Source organism: Shewanella sp. KX20019 (assembly GCF_016757755.1).
Lineage (GTDB): Bacteria > Pseudomonadota > Gammaproteobacteria > Enterobacterales > Shewanellaceae > Shewanella.
On the sequence record NZ_CP068437.1, the window covers coordinates 851764 to 871194 of the forward strand.

General features: G+C 43.5%; 12 protein-coding genes. 7 read left to right on the plus strand and 5 right to left on the minus strand.

From position 1 onward, the window contains the following. Nucleotides 1-294 precede the first annotated feature (294 nt). The 3 genes from JK628_RS03715 (at nucleotide 295) to JK628_RS03725 (ending at nucleotide 5332) form a co-directional block, all read left to right on the plus strand. Nucleotides 295-1539 (plus strand): dicarboxylate/amino acid:cation symporter, encoded by a 1245-nt coding sequence (locus tag JK628_RS03715; protein ID WP_202287932.1) that lies wholly within the window; start codon nucleotides 295-297, stop codon nucleotides 1537-1539. A gap of 254 nt (nucleotides 1540-1793) precedes the next feature. After that, nucleotides 1794-2354, plus strand: coding sequence for a hypothetical protein (locus JK628_RS03720; protein ID WP_202287933.1), 561 nt, complete (start codon nucleotides 1794-1796; stop codon nucleotides 2352-2354). A 167-nt stretch (nucleotides 2355-2521) separates the two neighbouring features. Further along, nucleotides 2522-5332, plus strand: coding sequence for a prolyl oligopeptidase family serine peptidase (locus tag JK628_RS03725; RefSeq protein ID WP_202287934.1), 2811 nt, complete (start codon nucleotides 2522-2524; stop codon nucleotides 5330-5332). 49 nt (nucleotides 5333-5381) lie between these two features. On the opposite strand, the gene JK628_RS03730 is transcribed toward JK628_RS03725, so the two are convergent. Then, on the minus strand, nucleotides 5382-6761 hold the full coding sequence (locus JK628_RS03730; protein ID WP_202287935.1) for a sigma-54-dependent transcriptional regulator: 1380 nt from the start codon (nucleotides 6759-6761) through the stop codon (nucleotides 5382-5384). 2 nt (nucleotides 6762-6763) lie between these two features. After that, nucleotides 6764-8770 (minus strand): ATP-binding protein, encoded by a 2007-nt coding sequence (locus tag JK628_RS03735; RefSeq protein WP_202287936.1) that lies wholly within the window; start codon nucleotides 8768-8770, stop codon nucleotides 6764-6766. Nucleotides 8771-9206: 436 nt separating this feature from the next. Between JK628_RS03735 and JK628_RS03740 the strand changes: the two genes are divergently transcribed. Next, nucleotides 9207-10997, plus strand: coding sequence for a flavocytochrome c (locus JK628_RS03740; protein WP_202287937.1), 1791 nt, complete (start codon nucleotides 9207-9209; stop codon nucleotides 10995-10997). Between the two features lie 973 nt (nucleotides 10998-11970). Here the strand turns inward: JK628_RS03740 and JK628_RS03745 are convergent. Next, entirely contained in the window at nucleotides 11971-12504 is a 534-nt protein-coding gene (locus JK628_RS03745) for a dihydrofolate reductase family protein (protein WP_202287938.1), read from the minus strand. Between the two features lie 99 nt (nucleotides 12505-12603). Here JK628_RS03745 and JK628_RS03750 point away from each other — a divergent pair, with 99 nt between their 5' ends. After that, nucleotides 12604-13170 carry a TetR/AcrR family transcriptional regulator gene (locus JK628_RS03750; protein ID WP_202287939.1) on the plus strand — a complete coding sequence of 189 codons (567 nt, stop codon included), beginning with the start codon at nucleotides 12604-12606 and terminating at the stop codon, nucleotides 13168-13170. A gap of 710 nt (nucleotides 13171-13880) precedes the next feature. Here the strand turns inward: JK628_RS03750 and JK628_RS03755 are convergent. Next, entirely contained in the window at nucleotides 13881-14870 is a 990-nt protein-coding gene (locus JK628_RS03755) for a class 1 fructose-bisphosphatase (RefSeq protein WP_202287940.1), read from the minus strand. 233 nt (nucleotides 14871-15103) lie between these two features. On the opposite strand from JK628_RS03755, the gene JK628_RS03760 reads away from it, so the two are divergent. Then, nucleotides 15104-17344 (plus strand): S9 family peptidase, encoded by a 2241-nt coding sequence (locus JK628_RS03760; protein ID WP_202287941.1) that lies wholly within the window; start codon nucleotides 15104-15106, stop codon nucleotides 17342-17344. A gap of 341 nt (nucleotides 17345-17685) precedes the next feature. Here the strand turns inward: JK628_RS03760 and arcA are convergent, their stop codons facing one another. Next, nucleotides 17686-18402 carry a two-component system response regulator ArcA gene (arcA, locus tag JK628_RS03765; protein WP_202287942.1) on the minus strand — a complete coding sequence of 239 codons (717 nt, stop codon included), beginning with the start codon at nucleotides 18400-18402 and terminating at the stop codon, nucleotides 17686-17688. Between the two features lie 568 nt (nucleotides 18403-18970). Between arcA and JK628_RS03770 the strand changes: the two genes are divergently transcribed. Beyond that, complete coding sequence (locus JK628_RS03770; RefSeq protein ID WP_202287943.1) at nucleotides 18971-19399, plus strand: DUF3293 domain-containing protein; 429 nt, start codon at nucleotides 18971-18973, stop codon at nucleotides 19397-19399. Nucleotides 19400-19431: the final 32 nt, after the last annotated feature.

The window sequence follows — 19431 nt, forward strand, 5'->3', positions numbered from 1 at the left end:
GCTACCTTTTTTTTGCGTGATTGTTTTTTTGATGTTACCCCTATGTTGGTCGTGTAAAAGTTGACCATTTGGAACTTGCTTTGTATTTTACCTTTTATTATATTTAACAGTTGCTTAGGCTGGCGTTGGGTGTTGGTTGTAAATTTGTTAGGTAAATTTATTCGCTGTTTTTGATTGAAATTATTGCCAGCATGTTTCACTATCCCTGCCATAAATAGGCGCTTAGTCGTAAGACGTCATCATTGAAGGCAATAGAAGACATGCGATAAGACATGTCGAATATAAGGCAAGTTAATGACTAAATCACTTTCAACTCGGATCTTTATTGGTCTGTTTACCGGTCTGATCCTCGGATCGATTATTCAATACTTCCTCGCTGATATTAGCTTTTTTACTGGCACAGTTGTCGATATAGCTTCTGGCGCTGGCACCATGTTCGTCAATATGATCATGATGTTAGTAGTACCATTGGTTTTCGTTTCTATTGTATGTGGTGTGTGCGAGCTTAAAGATCTCAACAGCTTTGGTCGCTTAGGCGGAAAAACTTTCGGCTTTTATATCATCAACACCTTAGTGGCTATTTTTGCCGCGCTGTCCGTAGCCTTGCTATTGGCGCCAGGTAAAGGCGTTGATATGTCGAGCAATGGCGGTGTAGATATTGTCGCGACTGAGCTGCCAAATTTAGTGCAACTCATTGTAGGCATCGTGCCTAATAACCCTGTTGCAGCCTTTACCTCTGGCAACATGTTGCAAGTTATCTTTATGGCACTACTGCTCGGTGGTGTTATTAAATCGCTTGGCGAAACGGCTAAAAGTGCAGTGAGCGGTTTTCAGGTCGCTAACAAAATCATGATGAGGCTAATAAGCGTGGTCATGCAGTTGGCACCCATTGGTGTATTCGCACTGATGCTAAAACTTGGTGCAACGCTCGAGGCTGCAATATTTGGTAGTGTACTTGAATACCTAGTAGTGATTTTAAGCTTACTCTTGCTATGGATTTTCGTTGTTTATCCATTTGCAGTTAGTATGTTTACCCCTGTATCTGCTAAAGAGTTCCGCGAAAAGACACGTGAGCAGATCTTGTTCTCACTCTCTACAGCGAGTTCGAACGCGACGATTCCAGTGACCATGCGTACCTTAACCGAGAAGCTAGGCGTTAATCGCGCTGTCGCGGGTTTTGGTGTACCGCTCGGTGCAACGATGAACATGGGCGGCGTATCTATTTACATCACTATTGCCATTTTCTTTGTTGCTAACGCATTCGGCGCGCCAATCGGTATGGATCAAATCCCTGCATTACTGTTTAGCATCTTCTTACTGTCAGTGGGTGCTGGTGGTGTACCAGGCGGCGGAATGGTGATGATTGGCGTGCTTATCCATCAGATGGGTCTGCCTGTTGAAGCATTTGCTATCGTTGCAGCGCTAGACCGCTTAATCGATATGGTTCTGACATCATGCAATGTGGTTGGCGATGCAGCAGTGCTAACCATTGTTGATGAAACAGAAAAGCGTGCGGAGGCTAAGCTAGTCACCGCATAACCTAAAATGTAGAAATTATGCTAGATTTTTTAATTAAAGCCCGCCTTTTAAGGCGGGCTTTTTTTGTGTTTCACTTGTTAGCAGCGGAGTCTTTTATAGTGATTATAGGGGGAAATTAGGATAAAGCGCTTTATTAGACTGCTCTCTACCAATCCTGTTGCTGGGTTGTTGATTTTCTGTTGTTAGCGTGTATCTTGACTCGGTAGGGTTGGTCGAAAAAAACAAATTTTTCGCTTGATAATAAAGGGAATTTAATGAAGTTACTCTTAAGTCTAGGGCTAATATTTATGGGTACGCTGTTTTCTGGTTGTGCCCAGAAAATTGAAGGTATATCAAAAGATGTAGACAAAAAGCTTGCTGAGAATAATGGTTATCTATTGATCGGTATTGATACTAATCGTGGATTACATCAATTATTAATTGGTGGCAATAAAAGCTTGATGTTGACCGATAAAGATCTACAACCGGGCTCCAACTATATTTTGGTTGATGTGCCTGCAGGAAAATATCAAATTGATGATATTAGATTCGGCCGCCGCATATATATGGAACTTGAAGAGGGTTACTGGGATTTTGAAGTAAAAGCGGATCAAGTGAGCTATATAGGTGATCTATATATAGAAACCTCTGGTTTCTGGTATGTATCGTCAGCACAGGTCTTATTAGAGAACCGCTCTACATCGGCATTGATGTTTCTAGAGAAAGAGTTTCCCAATATCCTTAGCTCAAGAAAAGTTCGCTATTCAGGGCCTGGAGAAGATAACTTTCTTGAGTATGCTGAAACGCTGTCTAAGGCTGAGGGAGGCGTATTATGAGAGCCGTCTTAGCTTTGATTATTTTGTCATTGAGCCCTTTTAGCCAAGCAAAACCGATCCCCGGAGCTGAATTATTTCGTGCTCCGGCCATGTCTCAAGTCACTTTCTCTCCTGATAGCCGCTTTATTTCAGCATTGACTGCAGAAGACGGGGAGACACGGTTATCATTGTTTAGCCTAGATAAGAGATCATACCGTGATGTTTTAACCCTTTCCCCAAGCGAGCGATTATTAAATTACACTTGGATAGATAATGAAAATATCTATATTCACTTCACTTCAAAAGGACAGGGTCACAAGGTGTTGCTGACCATGTTGCAGAAGGATGGAAAACCACAATCTCGACTATTTCCTCTGCCTGAGCGTGGTGATATCGTCGATGTGTTGCCTAGTGACCCGTTACACATTTTATATGCGAAACATAAATATGACGATAAACCGAGTCTTCGACTCTATAAAATGACGCTGGAACAGTTGAGAAATTTAGAGTTTAGACAAACGTTTTCTGTTGAAAAGAAACTAAAAGATGTTGTTAGTTATACCTTTGATTCGATTAATAACAGTTTGTTTGCTTATATTGTTGATCTAGAAAAGAACACTGCAAAAGTACGCTATCGAGCGTTAAGTGAGCGGCGTTGGAAATTGTTAATTGAATGGAATGACCTCGATACCAGTTTAGTGCCGATAGGTTTTATGGATGATGAGACACTTGCAGTGCTCAGCAATCAAAATAGCGACAAGGTCGCGCTCTATGAGTTTAATATCAAAACACAAAAAATAGGTCAGTTGTTATACGAACACCCCAAATACGACTTAATAAATGCAGACTTATCGGATGATGGTGGGGCGATTAAATTTGTTAGCTATGTTGAAGATGGGCATAGCAGGAGCCAATTTTTTGATCTAGAACTAAGTAATAAAGCAAAGTCACTAAACATTTCTTTTAATGGGAATAAAGCAATAACAACCGCTTATGCTAGCGATGGAGAGCATAGCATAGTGTTTTCTTTTTCCTCAAATGATCCAGGGTCGTACTACCTTTATGACAAGATAGCTAATAATGCTGAATTGCTGACAGAGCTTTATCCTGAATTGTTGAACTTCGAGCTAAGAGGCACAGAGGTAATGAAAGTAAAGGGGCCTTCCGGTGTTGAGATTGAGGCATATTTAACCCAACCCTCTACAGAGATCAATAATGGTGTGTTGCTTGTTATGCCCCATGGTGGCCCTATTGGCGTCAGGGATTTTAGTTACTTTAACCCTGACGTTCAGTATTTCACAAGTCGAGGCTTTACTGTTTTAAGAGTGAATTTTCGAGGATCTAAAGGTTATGGAAAAGAATTCCTTAACAGTGGAAAGGGCGAGTTTGGTAAGGCGATCGAGCAAGATATCACGGCGGTAGTTAACTCGGTGAAGCAACAATACGAGTTTGAGAAAACTTGCGCTATTGGAGCTAGTTATGGTGGCTATTCATCACTAATGCTAGCCATCAAGCACCCGTCTGAATATCACTGTGTTGTAGGCAGCTATGGTGTCTACGACCTACCATTATTGTTTAACGGCAATAATGTCAAAGTATTAGCAGAGTATAGGCGGTTAGTTTCGGAGGTTGTTGGGGAGTTTAATCAGAGGTTAGTCGATTACTCGCCCGTGTATTTGGCTGATGGCATTAAGGTTCCTGTGTTATTGATTGCTGGGCGAGGGGATCGTATTGCTGACTTTGAGCATTCTAAACGCATGGAGTACGTATTGAAGCAAAAAGGCAAACAGGTCGAAACTCTTTACTACAAAAATACTCAACACGGGCATTCTTCTTGGTATTGGCAGCGTCATGAGATTGCTTATATAGCTGATTATCTGCGCCGTACACTCAGGTTGGCGGACTATCATCAAGTTAAGGGAGTTGATGAGAAATTAACTAGGAAGCTGGCAAAGGATATGGCTTTACTCGCAGATGGCTATGAATTTGATAATAAAGTGGACAACAACTCTGTATTGGCTAATAGACTTTATCGCGAAGCTGCTAGTATGGGGGATGGGCGATCTGCATATAATTTGGCAAAGCAGCTTATGATTGATGGTAAAAAATTACTTATGGAATCAGAAGTATATGCTGGGGTTGAATTAGATTCTAGCACTGTTGAAGGAAATGATAATGATTTGTCACTTCAGAACTTTGAAGAAGGTAATGAGCTTATACAAGAGGCTATAAGTTGGGCCGACAAATCAAGCAAGGCCGGATTTAGCAAGGCTGCATACTGGCTGGGGGCGGAGTATGAACAGGGAACCGTAGTGGATAAGAGTTGGCAAAAGTCCCTTAATTACTTCACCGCTGCTGCAGAAGCTGGTCATGATTACCAGTCTTTAGTGAGAATGGGGCGGGTCTATTGCTTAGCCGCTGAACCATTAAAAGATATAAAGCGTTGCAGTAAATTATTAACCTTATCAGATCTCACGCCGCAGCAGAAAAAAACTAATGAGGTGACTGATGAGTCTCGTAAAACGCTACGAAGAACATTAGGTGATGTATATGCAAATGGGCATTTTACTCCACAAGAACTTGCACTGTTACAAGGCGTAATAGAATCAGAATATAAGGCATCTCCAGTCCAGATCGAACTAGATGAGGTGAAATTTGGGGAGATCGAGTATGATTCCCGCAGTGGTCAATATAGTATTTTGGATGATGACGTGAATGTTTTTAATGGCATGGGGAGTTTGGAGTTAGGATCAACGTTTGACGTTGATTTTGAATATGAAGATCAGAATGTTGCCCTGATAGGTCGTTGGCTCAAACAAGATGTAGATGGAAATGTTGAAGTGTTAGACAGTGTATTTATTTGGGGAAACCATAACTCAGAAAATTGGAATATTCGCCATACAATAGATAGTACTGTGCAGTTCGATAGCAAACTAATATTAGAGATCAGAGACCTAAACAATACAGTCTTGGCCACGAGAGCGGTTAATCTACATTAGTCTAAAAGGAGATCTTTGTATTCTTTATTATTCAAAGATCTCTGCCTAGTTATTTTTCGTTTCTAAGCCGTCGACTTAACGCACTTTGGCTAATGCCGAGCATTCTAGCTGCCGCGGTTTGGCTATTGGCAGTGCGGCTCATCGCTTCATTAATCAGTGCATCGCCCATCTGCGCCAGTGTGGGTAGCTCCTTTGGGAAGGCCAGCTGCCCCTTATCATCTGGAGCGGCCTTGCTTAAGTTTATCGCCTCTACAAAAGGGGTGATGTTGAGCTGAATACCATCGCTTCTGCTGACAGCATCAAACACCATCCCTTTTAGTTCGTGTAAGTTTCCAGGAAATTCATATTCGGCTAACTGCGAGGCAAGAGTGCTAGGTTGTTGTGGCCTAGACAGGTTCATCTCTTCAGCGGCTAAGGTGATGAAGTGATTAATCAACATGAACAGGTCGAGTCTGCGCTGCCTTAGTGGCGGCAGCTTGATGGTGTGCGAGCGCAGGCGATATAAAAGATCGTTTCGAAACTTACCCGCTTTGCTTAATGCGAGTAGATCATGCTGGGTTGAGGTGATGATTTTACACAATACCGGGTAAGCCTTATCACTGCCAATGGGATAATATTGTTTATGCTCAATCACATCCACCAGCTTTGCTTGCGCTTCGATAGGCAGATCACCAATCTCATTTAAATAAAGCAAGCCTGATTGCACCTGGTGTAACACGCCCGCTTGCGCGCTGACTTGGCCATTGTCTAATGTGTTAATTTGTCCAAATAGCTGCAGTTCAAAGGCCGAAGTACTGATCCCTGCCAAATTTACGTTGATAAATGGTGCGTCTGGGCAGCACAGTAGATGACCTGATTTGGCGAACTCATCTTTACCAGTACCGCTCTCGCCTTGAATGAGGATCGGTTCTGGACTTGGTGCGACGGCTTCAAAATATCGGAACTGATCTAGCAAAGCCGGCTCGCAGGTCAGAATATTATTGAATACTTCAGGCTGACTTAGGGTTTTGCTGAGAAAGCTCTCTTTGATCCTTAGGTAGTTACGCTCAAGACCGACCACCTCGAGTGCGCGGCGCACGGTTCTGGCCAGATCATCAACGTTATCGGTTTTAATAAAGTAATCGTAAGCACCATGTTTGATGCAGCGCACTGCGGTATCGACTTCATTAACCCCGGTGACAATAATCACCCGTGTTTTAGGGAACGCGTTGCGGATCATATCTAACAGCTCTTCACCGGAGTGAAATGGCATGGTCAGATCGAGTAACACCAAGGCGTAGTCGCTCACCTCAAGACGGTTCATCACTTGTCTGCTATCGACACAGGTATCAATTTTTGCTTCGGGTACTAACCGATTGAGTGTAATGGCTAAGGTACGTAACCAAGATGCTTCGTCGTCGACAAGTAGGATATTTCTGGCAAGTTTCACGTTTAAGACTCCAATGGAAAGCGCAGGGTGATGACCGTACCTTGACCAATGCGCGATTCAATCTGCATATCGGCTTTATGTTCTTTGATAATGCGGCTGCACACGGATAGGCCTAGACCACTACCGCCGCTGGAACGTCTGGTAGTGAAGAATGGCTCTGTAATTCTTTGCAGTGTCGCTCTGTCCATCCCCTGGCCTTTATCAATCACTGTAAGGCAAGCAAACTGCTGCTCTACGCTGGTTTTGATCAAGATATGCTGATCTTGATCATAGGTTTCAGCGTCTAATTCAATGGCATGGCAGGCATTTTGAATCAAGTTAATCAGTACTTGGTTTAGCTGCTGAGCGTCACCTTTGATCATTGGACTTGGTTGGTGTAGCTCGGTTGCCACATTGAGCACTTTTATTTGGTTGGCAGTTAAACGCAGAGAAACCAACACCACTTCATTAAGGGCGATGGCTTGATATCCATCAGTGAGTGTTGGCAGTGCGTAACGCTTTAAATCATTCACAATTCGGCTTATTCGCTCGGCACCTTCAAGAATAGACTGACTGCTCAAATTGAGCTCTGTCATGGCTGATGTCGGCTCAAGTCCAGCCACATTCCAAAATGGATTCTGTTGTTGATAGTTAGCAGCGGCAATGGAAAGATCGGCAAGCGAATCATTAATAAAGGCAATCGAGTGGATGATAATACCAGTGGGATTATTAATTTCATGAGCGATACCAGCAGACAATTCGCCTAATGAGGCAAGTCGGCTGGCTTCGTCATTGGCTTGACGCAACCGTTGTTGCTCGGTGGTTTCCTCTAGCAAAATAACCGCTTGATCATCGCCGATTGGGTGCAGTTGCAATTGCCAATACTGTTTCTCAATCATCATATCTGCGATGGTCGATTTATCAGTATCGAGCGCTTCTATCAAAATGGGGTAAAGTGCAAAAGGTTGACCGCCTGCATAGTGAAAGTCTGGATTACTTAGTAACTGATTATTATCGTTACTCCACAAGCACTCACCCTCTCGGTTAAACAGAGTGACCCCATGGGGAATACCATCCAGTACCGATTGGAACTGCTTAGATAGGTTGGATATAGCTGCTTCGGCTTTCTTGCGCTGAGCCAGTTCGAGGTTTAGTGATTTAGTGCGTTTGCGCAGGCTAAGGCTGACGTAACCCGTAAGCAGCATACCTAGCGCCGAAATAAGGCTGACTAAAATCGCCAGTGATAGCATTCTTTTCTGAGCGGAGTTGAGATCCACTTTTTCGCGGCCAGTACCAAACCACTTGTTGACCAGACGGTCGTACTCCCCTGACAGCTTTAGCTGCCTTAATGCATCGTTTACCTGATCCATAAGCGCAGCATTGTGGTGGTTGCTGACAAAATTAAACGCGCCATATATCAGTGGATCACTTGAACTACGGACCGGAGGATATAAAGGCATTAATCGCCTAGCGACAAAGTTTTCGGCAATCACCACATCGACTTGACCTTTGATCAATAGCTGAAAACCTGTTTCATAAAGATCAACATCGACTCTTTTAAAATTTTGTAGCTTTCCTGAGATGTAAACATCGACAAAGGCACCTTTTTTAATAGCTACGCGTTTATCTTTTAGATCGTGCCAGCCATTAATGAATGATTTTCCTTGCAAGGTATAGGCTTTTGCATGGGTGGCATAGATGGGATCGGACTGGCTGAGGTCGCGATCAATCGTTACTGGGCTAACCACGGCAATCACATCGATTAGTGACTCGGGATTATGTACATCGACCAGTAGCTGTTGAAATGTCTTACGCCGAACAACAATGCGTTTAGCCGTAAGTTGGCCAATCCTATCCATCAGCTCGAGGTTGAAACCTTGGTCGACGCCATTATTGCGCCACTCAAGGGGCGCTGTTTTTGAGTGAACGCCAAAGACAATACTTTGCTTTTCTTGGGCGGCAGCAGACTGCGCAATGAGAGGGAAAGTAACCAGGCTGAAGGCGCAAAATAAGTTTACAAATATTTTCATAGGCCAATCTTAGCATGCGCTTATACAGCTTAACTGTGCTGAGATTCTCGATTTTACATAGCTGTACCAGGTTAGGGTTTAAGGGCTAACTCCGCTTGCTATAAAAGTTAGGTGACTATTTAGACACATATTTATGTTTGCACGCTTAAGTAGAAACATAGATGTCGTGGCAGCGTTTAAGTGTGAGCGGGATAACACAGGCCTATGCATTTTTGCATAACACCCCATGCAATTATGCATCTTTGCATGGCGCATTTTACACGCTGTGATCGAGTGTTCAGTTTATTCACCTGTAAACGTTATTCGATTGAGCAGCGCTAATTTCAGCCTCAAAATGGCGATGAATTAAAAATTAACGACAACACCTTTGATTGTCGAAATTACTGTGATGACTTTTGTTCACTGTGAATCAGTCGGGTAAAAGTGAGGATTTGAGATGAAAAACTTTAAGAAAGCAGTGTGTATTGCAACACTTCTAGGCTCTGCGGGCTTTATGACAAGCGCGATGGCAGCAGACGATTTAGCTGAGTTCCACGGTGAAAACCAAGAGTGCGATAGCTGTCATATGCCCGATGGTGAGTTATCTAACGACAACTTGAGCTATGAAAACGAGCAGTGTGTTTCTTGTCACGGAACCTTGGAAGAGGTCGCTAAAGAAACTGAGCATGAGCACTACAATGCACACGCATCTCACTTCCCTGGCGAAATCGCTTGTACCTCTTGTCACAGTGCACATGAAAAATCGATGGTTTACTGTGATTCTTGCCATAGCTTCGATTTTGATATGCCGTACACTAAAAAATGGCAGCGTGACGAGCCGAGCATTAAAGAGTTGTTGAAAGACAAGTCAGATCGTCAAGCAGCCCTTGCTGCCGCTCCACAAGACACAGTTAACGTTGTAGTGATTGGTTCAGGTGGTGCAGGTTTCTCTGCAGCTGTCTCTGCACATGATAACGGCGCTAAAGTGATTCTGGTTGAGAAAGAACCTTTAATTGGTGGTAATGCTAAGTTAGCAGCGGGCGGCATGAATGCGGCTTGGACTGATCAGCAAAAAGCCAAAGGTATTGAAGACAGCGTTGAGTCTATGGTGAAAGACACCATGAAGGGCGGACGTAACTTAAACAATCCAGCACTTGTTGATGTACTCGCATCTAACTCTAAAGGGTCAGTTGATTGGTTAACCACTATGGGCGCTGATCTTACCGATATCGGCCGTATGGGTGGCGCATCAGTTAACCGTAGCCATCGTCCAACTGGCGGCGCGGGTGTTGGTGCTCACGTGATTCAGGTGCTTTATGATAACGCAGTTAAGCGTGATATCGATATGCGTATGAACACCCGTGGTATTGAAATCCTAAAAGATGATCAAGGCAATGTTAAAGGCCTTCTCGTTAAAGGCATGTATAAAGGTTACTACTGGATTAAAGCCGATGCCGTTGTACTTGCAACAGGTGGTTTTGGTAAGAACAATGAACGTGTTGCTAAGCTTGATCCTAAGTTAAAAGGCTTCGTATCAACTAACCAACCAGGTGCGACTGGTGACGGTCTAGATGTTGCTGCTAACGCAGGTGCTGCCATGCAAGATCTACAATACATCCAAGCTCACCCAACGTTATCTGTTAAAGGTGGGGTAATGGTGACTGAAGCGGTACGTGGTAATGGTGCTATTTTAGTCAACCGTGAAGGTAAGCGTTTCGTCAACGAAATCACTACACGTGATAAAGCGGCAGCCGCTATTCTTGAACAAACAGGTAAAACTGCTTACTTAATCTTTGATGATTCAGTACGTAAGTCACTAAGCAAAATTGATAAGTATATTGGTTTAGGTGTTGCACCGACTGCTGATTCACTGGTTAAGTTGGGCAAACTAGAGAATATCGATGGTAAAGCACTGACTGAAACCGTGGCTCGTTACAACACGCTTGTGACAGCTGGAAAGGATGCTGACTTTGCGCGTCCAAACCTACCTCGTGCATTGAATGAAGGTAACTACTACGCAATCGAAGTAACTCCTGGTGTTCACCACACTATGGGCGGCGTGATGATTGATTCTAAGTCAGAGATTTTAAATGCTAAGAAGCAAGTTATCCCTGGTCTATATGGTGCAGGTGAAGTGACTGGTGGTGTTCATGGTGCTAACCGTTTAGGTGGTAACGCTATCTCTGATATCGTCACCTTCGGTAGAATGGCAGGTGAAAACGCAGCTAAGTACTCTACGAAGAAATAGCCTGCTAAAAATAACGCTTAGCTTGTTGTAAACTAAACGCGTTAATCTGAAAGCCCTCGTCTTATGGATGGGGGCTTTTTTGTATCTGCATTCTGCAGATACGATGGGGAATGGGTATTTTCTGTTGGTTTGTGTAACGGTGACTTTTATATTCTTAAATTGAAAACTAATAAGCCGAATGATTGTGCTTTTCCAACCCAGTGTAAATGCGGCTGAGGCCTTCGAAAAAGGGATGTTTTCGTTGAGCCCACAAGGACGTGCTCGCGGCGAGTCTCAGCTGTGTCTGCACATACGCCTGCCGCAGGCAATTGGAACCACTTTTGCTTAAAGCAACTCACCTTTGTCCCAAAGTTTGTTGGTCGGCTATTCGGTTTATCAAGCTGCGTCTGGCCTTTAAGAGAGGTCAAAGTCGTGGTGCTTCGCCCACAGCCGAGCCAAGGGGCAAAGCGCTTGCGCCCCTTGACAATCCCTCAGCGCCCCGGCGAAATTTAAACAGCAAAATTTCCAACGGGGAAGATGGGTGTTACTTGTCAGCTATAGATTAACTATTTAACTAACTTCTTAGTCTTAAATTGAAAACTCAAGTGCCGAGAGTTTGCGCTTTTCGAAACCAGTGTGGATGCGGCAGATGACTTCGAAGACAGGCCAATTATGTTCCAGACATAATTTGGCATTCCCTCCGTCTATGGCGCTCAGACGTTTTCGTTGAGCCCACAAGGCCAATTCTGTTCCATACAGAAGTTGGCATTTCCTCCGTCCTTGGAAGGTCAGAGGTGCCAGTGGTGAGTCTCAGCAGTGTCTGCACATACTGTTGTTCATTCACATCTGACCCATAGGGATATGGGAAATGTCATGATGATGTTGGAAACATCATCGACCATGTGATCACGACATTTAGACTCCTGTTCAGCACCATCGCAGGTTACTGAAACCACTTTTTTATGAAGGGTGTTTTTAGATACAGAAATCGAGATTATTTATCTCGCACGTAAGTGGTTTGAACCAAGGTTTCTAGTACCACTTCATTCTTGGTGACTTTGAAGTTCAATGGCTGTTTTAGTTCACCAAACAAAGGTGCGCCGCCGCCAAGTAAAATAGGGAATCGAGTGATCACCATTTCATCGATCAGATCTTCTTTGAGGAAGTTTTGAATCGTCACACCACCGTCGATGTAAAGATCATTGTACCCCTTGGAATTGAGCTCGGTGATTATGTCTTTCAATTCCCCTTTGACTAAGAATACTTTGTCTTCATAGCCTTGCGGCACTTTTGTCATAGTGCTGCTTAACACGAACACTGGCTTTGTGTAAGGCCAATCACAGTCAAAACTAAGTACCACATCTAGGGTATTACGTCCCATTATTAAACAGTCAATTCGATTCATTAAAGCGAAGAAGCCAGTATCGACATTGTCTGGATTTGGTACCAAATGTAGCCAGTCGAGTTTACCTTGTTTATCTGCAATGTAACCGTCCAGACTGGTCGCAATAAATACGATATTTGCCATGAGTACCTCATAAAATTGGTCGTGGTTGAGTCAAGCTAAAATATGGTTTAAACTTTATCCTACAGTGTAGAATAAAGTTAAGTTTATCGGGAAGAGCAAATGGCTGTCAATGAAAAGAAACGTGGACGACCAGCAGGGAAGCTGTCGCAGTTAAGTGCTGAGAGCATCCTAGAAACGGCTAAGTGTTTGATGATGAACAGCGGAAAAGTCCCAAGTGTTCGTTCATTAGCTACACAATTAAACGTGGATCCTATGTCGATCTATCACTATTTCAAAAATAAGAATGCGTTGCTAGAAGCGCTAACAACATCGCTTGTGGAGGAGATCTATCAGCCTCAAGAAAGTTTGAACTGGCAAGGCGAGTTAAAGTGTTTATGTGTCAGCTATATTGAATTGTTACGCGATTACAACGGGCTATTACAAACCATGCTGAGCATGACATCACACGGCCCAGCCCAAGTCTTTACTGAGCGCTATAAAACCATTATTGCTCTTTTAGGTCTACACGAAAAAGTGGAAAAAGACGGTCTAGATTTGCTGGCTGATTACTTACACGGTTTCGTGTTCTCCATCAGTTGTTGCCATGATGCGAGTTTGATCAAAACCGAAATGATGGATGGGCCATTGTCGCTGATTTGTAGTTCATTGGAATCATCTCGAACCTAACTTACATTAACGGATTTTCTCAATGCCACTGAGAGCGAGATAATGATTTATCGATCCACTGTTCAAATTAGCTGGCCAATGTATATAAGTTCAGATATTACCTTTTTTGAGATTGAGTTACCCCATACGCGATCTAATCCGCACTTAGGCTACCTCGCTGGGAAAGGGATGTTTTCGTTGAGCCCACAAGACCAATTCTGTTCCATACAGAAGTTGGCATTTCCTCCGTCCTTAGAGGTTAGACGTGCTTGCGGCGAGCCTCTACAGTGTCAGCACATGCGGTCGTTCGTTCACATCTGACCCATAGGAATATGGGAAATGTCATGATGATGTCGGGAACATCATCGATCATGTGATCACGACATTCGGACATCCTGTCCAGCACCACCGCAGGTCATTAGAACCACCTTTGCTTAAAGGTAATTTATGAGTATGCAGAATTTAGTTTTTCCAAATTAAAGTCACAAAAAAAGCGCAATTCCCAAAAAGGAACTGCGCTTTTTCTTTTAGAGTCTGCTAATTCTTAAGCCTAGATCCTTTCCGTCTCAGACTTTACAGGCTGTATCGTCTTTGCTCTTCCTAGAACCTTCTATGAACTTTCCGTCTCAGATTTTACCGGCTGTTCCGTCTTTGCTCTTTCTACCTTCTAGAACCTAGAACCTAGAACCTAGAACCTAGCTCCTAGAACCTAGAACCTAGCTCTTAGCATCTTAGATCGTTGGCTCTTCGCTGTAATCTTGAGTGTGATACTCAAGGCAAGCATCAACTTCGTTGGCTGAACCTAAGATCACAGCGACACGTTGATGGATCTCTGTAGGCTGAATATCCATGATGGTTTCATAACCCGTAGAAGCCTTACCACCTGCTTGTTCTACAAGGAACGACATTGGATTAGCTTCGTACATCAAGCGCAGTTTGTATGGTTTGTTTGGGTTCTTGTTATCAGTCGGATAAGTAAAAATTCCGCCGCGACAAAGTACGCGGTGAACATCGCCGACCATGGCCGCAATCCAGCGCATGTTAAAGGCTTTCTCACGCGGTCCAATAGTACCCAGCAGCAGGTCGCTAATATAGGTCTGCATTGGTGCTTCCCAGAAACGCTGGTTTGACATATTAATCGCAAACTCAGCCGTATCTTTGCTGATGCTCATGGCTGCATCTGTTAACAGGTACTCGTTAGTGTCTGGGTTTAGGGTAAACAGCTGCACGCCCTTGCCAGTGGTCAATGCCAACATGGTTGATGGGCCGTAAAGCACATAACCGGCAGCGACTTGGTTGCGGCCTGCTTGCAGGAAGCTCTTTTCTGAAAACTCACCCGCTGGTGCAGGTAGTACCGAGAAGATGGTGCCAACTAATGAGTTGATATCGATGTTTGACGAACCATCAAGTGGGTCAAAACAGACTAGAAACTCACCGTTAGCATCTGCATCAACGACATAATCTTCCTCTTCAGACGCGATTCCACGTACTGTACCGTCAGCTTTTAGCGCATCTTTGAGCATATCATTGGTGATGATATCCAGTTTCTTTTGGGTTTCACCTTGAACGTTCTCTTGCTCTGTAGCGCCCAGAATGCCTGCTAAAGCACCGTGGCGAACGGCGTGGCTGATCTCGATTGAGGTTTCAGCTAGGGTCAGGATCAGTTTTTCAAGAGCGGGAGAAATCGCTTGCGATGTCAGGTTTTCAGCCAGAGTCTGCATGTTGTTTCCTATGACAATTTAATAGCACTAAATTGAGTTAGAGGTCGGGAATTGAGGTTTTAAACTTATAATTGCTGGCGATGATACCTGAGAACGGCAGTTTTTTCAGCTGTAAAGCACGCCCGCCAGTGCATATTGTCTGCATTGTTTTTGTTTTAGTTATGATTGAGGCACAATGTAGTCGAAATTTCAGTCAAAACGTGCCTCTTTCGCACGTTATCCAAGGAATAATAATGAAAAAAAATTGGATGAACTTGCTGCTTGCTACTCTCCCCATGGTGATGGCATCGACGGCAGTTGCACAATCTTCAGCATTAACGGGTGGCGACAAACCGCTCACTATCGAACGTATGTACGCGTCCCCTGCACTTGCAGGGACCAGTCCTCGCGGGCTTAAGTTATCGCCGGACGGTAAGAGAGTGACCTATTTAGCGGGTCGGAAAGATGACCAACATTTTTATGACCTGTGGCAGATGGATGTGGCCAGCGGCAAGCAGAGCCTTCTGCTTGATGCGGATAAGCTTGTTGCTGGCGAATTATCAGATGAAGAGAAGGCGCGCCGTGAGCGTCAACGTATCTATGGCCAAGGGATCATGGAGTATTTCTGGGCAGACGATAGTCAAGCTATCCTTATACCAGCATCTGGGCAACTGTATTATTTTTCTGTTGATAGTAATCAAGTCAAATTGCTTAACACCGGTGAGGGCTTTGCAACTGATGCGAGGCTGTCTCCTAAGGGCAATTTAGTCTCTTTTGTGCGTGAGCAAAACTTGTATGTGCTTGACCTCAAGAGCGAGAAAGTCACAGCGCTAACAACCGATGGCGGTGGTGCAATCAAAAATGCCATGGCTGAATTTGTGGCTCAAGAAGAGATGGGCCGCATGACGGGCTATTGGTGGTCACCGGATGAATCGTCGATTGCTTATACCCGCATCGACGAGTCTGGCGTTGAGCAGGTAACGCGCAACGAGATCTATGCCGATGGCATTAAGCTGACTGAACAGCGTTACCCCTATGCAGGCAAGAATAACGTTAAAATTGACTTGGGTGTCGTTTCACTTAATGACAAAAAGGTCGCTTGGGTCGATTTGGGCAAAGAGACTGATATCTATCTTCCGCGGGTTAAGTGGTTACCAGATAGCAAGCAGTTGTCATACCAATGGCAAACTCGTGATCAGCAAGCGCTCGATCTAAGAGTGGTCAACATTGATGATATCAAGCGTAATAAAAACCTAGTTCAAGAGCGCAGCCAAGCGTGGATTAATCTCAATGATGACCTGCACTTTTTAAAGCAACAAAAAGCCTTTATCTGGGGATCTGAGCGTGATGGCTTTAACCACCTCTACTTGATTGGACTTGATGGCAAAGTTATTCGTCAGCTCACCAAGGGCGAGTGGGCAGTAGATGGAGTTGAGTTCATCGATGAAACAGCCGGTCAAGTTTACTTTACTGGCCGCCAAACTAAAGTGACAGAGAAGCAGTTATACCGCGTCGCTATTGCGGGTGGCAAGGTGGAGCCAATCAGCACTCGTTCTGGTATGCACTCAACGGTGTTTGCTGACAATCAAGCGGTCTACTTGGACTATTTCAGCAGCTTATCACAACCACCTCAGGTGAGTTTGCATAACAATTCTGGCAAGCGATTAGCGTGGGTGGAGCAAAACGAAGTGAAATCAGGGCATCCGCTCTACGATTACTTTGGTCTATGGCAGGTACCTGAGTTTGGTGAGTTAACCGCTGAAGATGGTCAAGCATTACAATATAGAATGTTTAAACCGACGCATTTTGATGCCAGCAAAAAATATCCGGTGGTGGTACGTGTTTACGGCGGCCCACATGCTCAACTGGTGACAAACAGCTGGAGTCATCAGGATTATTTTACTCAGCATCTACTGCAGCAGGGCTTTATCGTTTATCAACTGGATAACCGTGGTTCTGCCCATCGTGGCACTAAGTTTGAGTATGTCATCTATAAGCAGTTGGGTGAGGCTGAGGTGAACGATCAAAAGGTTGGGGTAGATTATCTCCGCAGTTTGCCTTTTGTTGATGGCGACAATATTGCTATCTACGGTCATAGCTATGGCGGTTATATGGCATTAATGAGCTTGTTTAAAGCGCCTGATTACTTCAAGGCCGCTATTTCAGGTGCGCCGGTGTCTGATTGGTCGCTATATGACACTCATTACACTGAGCGTTATCTGAGCCATCCTGACACGAATGCTAAAGGTTATGAGGCCAGCAGTGTATTGCCCTATGTTAAAGGCTACCAGTCTGGATTGCTGATGTACCATGGTATGGCAGATGACAATGTTCTATTTGAAAACAGCACTCGAGTTTATAAAGCCTTGCAAGATGAAGGCAAGTTATTCCAGATGATTGATTACCCTGGTTCAAAACACTCTATGCGTGGTGAGAAAGTCAGAGTGCACTTATATCGTTCTTTAGCTGACTTTTTAGAGCGCGAACTCAAATAGTAAAATCGGTATTTTCAAAATAGGTCTGGAGGTGCTTTTTATGACTTTCAGCCTATATTTGATTAACTGAAGATTAAATATCGTTAATAAGAAGATTATTTATTCTGAAAATTTAAAGGCAGAGCGGAAGAGTACTCCTAAATATATATAGAATAATGACCATCATATTTGACAAATCAAGTTTATCTGCTAGCGGAATTTAACTGGGTAGAGAATGTTTTTAAGGTTTAATTAAGCTTAAAGTTGTTTTTTATAAGGCTACTTTTACTATTGATGAATTCAGATTATAGAAACAAAAAAGCCAGTCAATTGACTGGCTTTTATTTCATTCGATTATCGAATTAGTCTTCTAAGTTACCACAAAAACGGTAGCCTTCACCATGGATCGTAGCGATGATTTCTGGCGTATCTGGCAAGCTTTCGAAGTGCTTACGGATGCGACGAATCGTTACGTCAACAGTACGGTCATGTGGCTTAAGCTCACGACCAGTCATCTTCATTAGTAAGTCAGCACGGCTAAGGATCTTGCCTGGGTTTTCTACAAAATGCAGCATAGCGCGGAATTCACTACGTGGCAGCTTGTATGACTCGCCCTGTGGGCTAACAAGAGAACGGCTGTTTATTTCTAAGCTCCAACCGTTAAAACGGTAGAACTCAACTGCGCTTTTCTCTTCAGACTCAACACCAGTGCTGTTCACTCGTGTTAGTAGGTTGCGAGCACGAATAGTCAGTTCACGAGGGTTGAATGGTTTAGTGATGTAATCATCTGCACCGATTTCAAGTCCAAGGATCTTGTCTACTTCGTTATCGCGGCCCGTTAGAAAAATAAGGCCAATGTTATTTATTTCACGAAGCTCACGAGCTAATAAAAGTCCGTTTTTACCTGGTAGGTTAATATCCATAACGACCAAGTTAACTTTATTGTCTTGCATAGCTTTATGCATTTCAGCGCCATCATTGGCTTCAGAGACCACATATCCTTCTGCTTCAAAAATACTTCTAAGTGTGTTTCTTGTAACGGCTTCATCTTCAACAATCAGAATGTGCGGGTTTTGCATATTAATTACCTAATGTCTGTCAATTCTATTCTAACCATGAGTATAAATATTTTTATACTCCATCGATTCATGCTGATATTTCACTGATACACGTTGGTGTTTTCAAAAATTATTCTGAAACGGCAACACACTTCATGATAAGTAAAGTATGGGTATCTCACATATGGAAAACGTGAACTGTATTAGCTTCGATAAACAATAAGTAGAATAAGTTCCTTAACTATTGTTTTTTTCTGAAGTATAAATGTTAAATCAAACATAGATCACATTTGATACAGCTGTGTGGATTACTCTTCTATCTGTTTCAGATATATGTAACAAGATGTGTCATTACATGTATTCAGTGTGAGTCAATCAACAAGACCTATTGTACTCGTTTTAGGCATTTGTTAACAAATGAAATGTTAACAAATTTACTGCAAGATATGATTTAGATCACGTGAATACACCTAAGTGCATGATAAATAAGACATGCAGAATTTTATTTACTGTGACCGATATCACGCACCTAGGCAGCCCTAACGATTTTGCTATAATAAAATCACTTCAAGTGGAGAATTTGTTAGCAATGAATCAGTCAATCGAGTGCCTTTGGCGTAAGTATCAGCAAACGCAATTCCTGTTCACGCAGTGTTTGTCCTCTAAAATATCATTCGCCATTATCACTGCGCACAACCCAAGAGGAGAGATACTGGCTCCTTGCCAAAATCGATTGTTAGACCGAAAACTGCAGCAAGAGATCCTAAAATTGCGCCGGCCTTATCGCGCCATGGTGGGGGCGTCGCAAGATTGGAAACACATGGAAAAAAGCTGGGCTGTATCGACCGACAAGGCCTCCGCCATTGAGCTGGGGCGTAAGTTTAATCAAAACGCCATCTATTATGTTGATGCCGATAAGTTACAGTTAATCCCATGCTTATTGTCACAACTAGAAACCTCGCTCGGCGCTTTCTCGCCGCGGGTCAATGTAGTGCATGAGTTACCCTATATGGTGTAATTCTAAAGTTGTATAAAATTCGTTTGACTTAG

Coding starts and splice junctions, on each gene's coding strand:
- arcA (WP_202287942.1), bottom strand. CDS start 18,402: ATGCAAAACCCGCACATTCTGATTGTTGAAGATGAAGCCGTTACAAGA.
- JK628_RS03760 (WP_202287941.1), top strand. CDS start 15,104: ATGAAAAAAAATTGGATGAACTTGCTGCTTGCTACTCTCCCCATGGTG.
- JK628_RS03715 (WP_202287932.1), top strand. CDS start 295: ATGACTAAATCACTTTCAACTCGGATCTTTATTGGTCTGTTTACCGGT.
- JK628_RS03720 (WP_202287933.1), top strand. CDS start 1,794: ATGAAGTTACTCTTAAGTCTAGGGCTAATATTTATGGGTACGCTGTTT.
- JK628_RS03740 (WP_202287937.1), top strand. CDS start 9,207: ATGAAAAACTTTAAGAAAGCAGTGTGTATTGCAACACTTCTAGGCTCT.
- JK628_RS03745 (WP_202287938.1), bottom strand. CDS start 12,504: ATGGCAAATATCGTATTTATTGCGACCAGTCTGGACGGTTACATTGCA.
- JK628_RS03755 (WP_202287940.1), bottom strand. CDS start 14,870: ATGCAGACTCTGGCTGAAAACCTGACATCGCAAGCGATTTCTCCCGCT.
- JK628_RS03750 (WP_202287939.1), top strand. CDS start 12,604: ATGGCTGTCAATGAAAAGAAACGTGGACGACCAGCAGGGAAGCTGTCG.
- JK628_RS03735 (WP_202287936.1), bottom strand. CDS start 8,770: ATGAAAATATTTGTAAACTTATTTTGCGCCTTCAGCCTGGTTACTTTC.
- JK628_RS03770 (WP_202287943.1), top strand. CDS start 18,971: ATGAATCAGTCAATCGAGTGCCTTTGGCGTAAGTATCAGCAAACGCAA.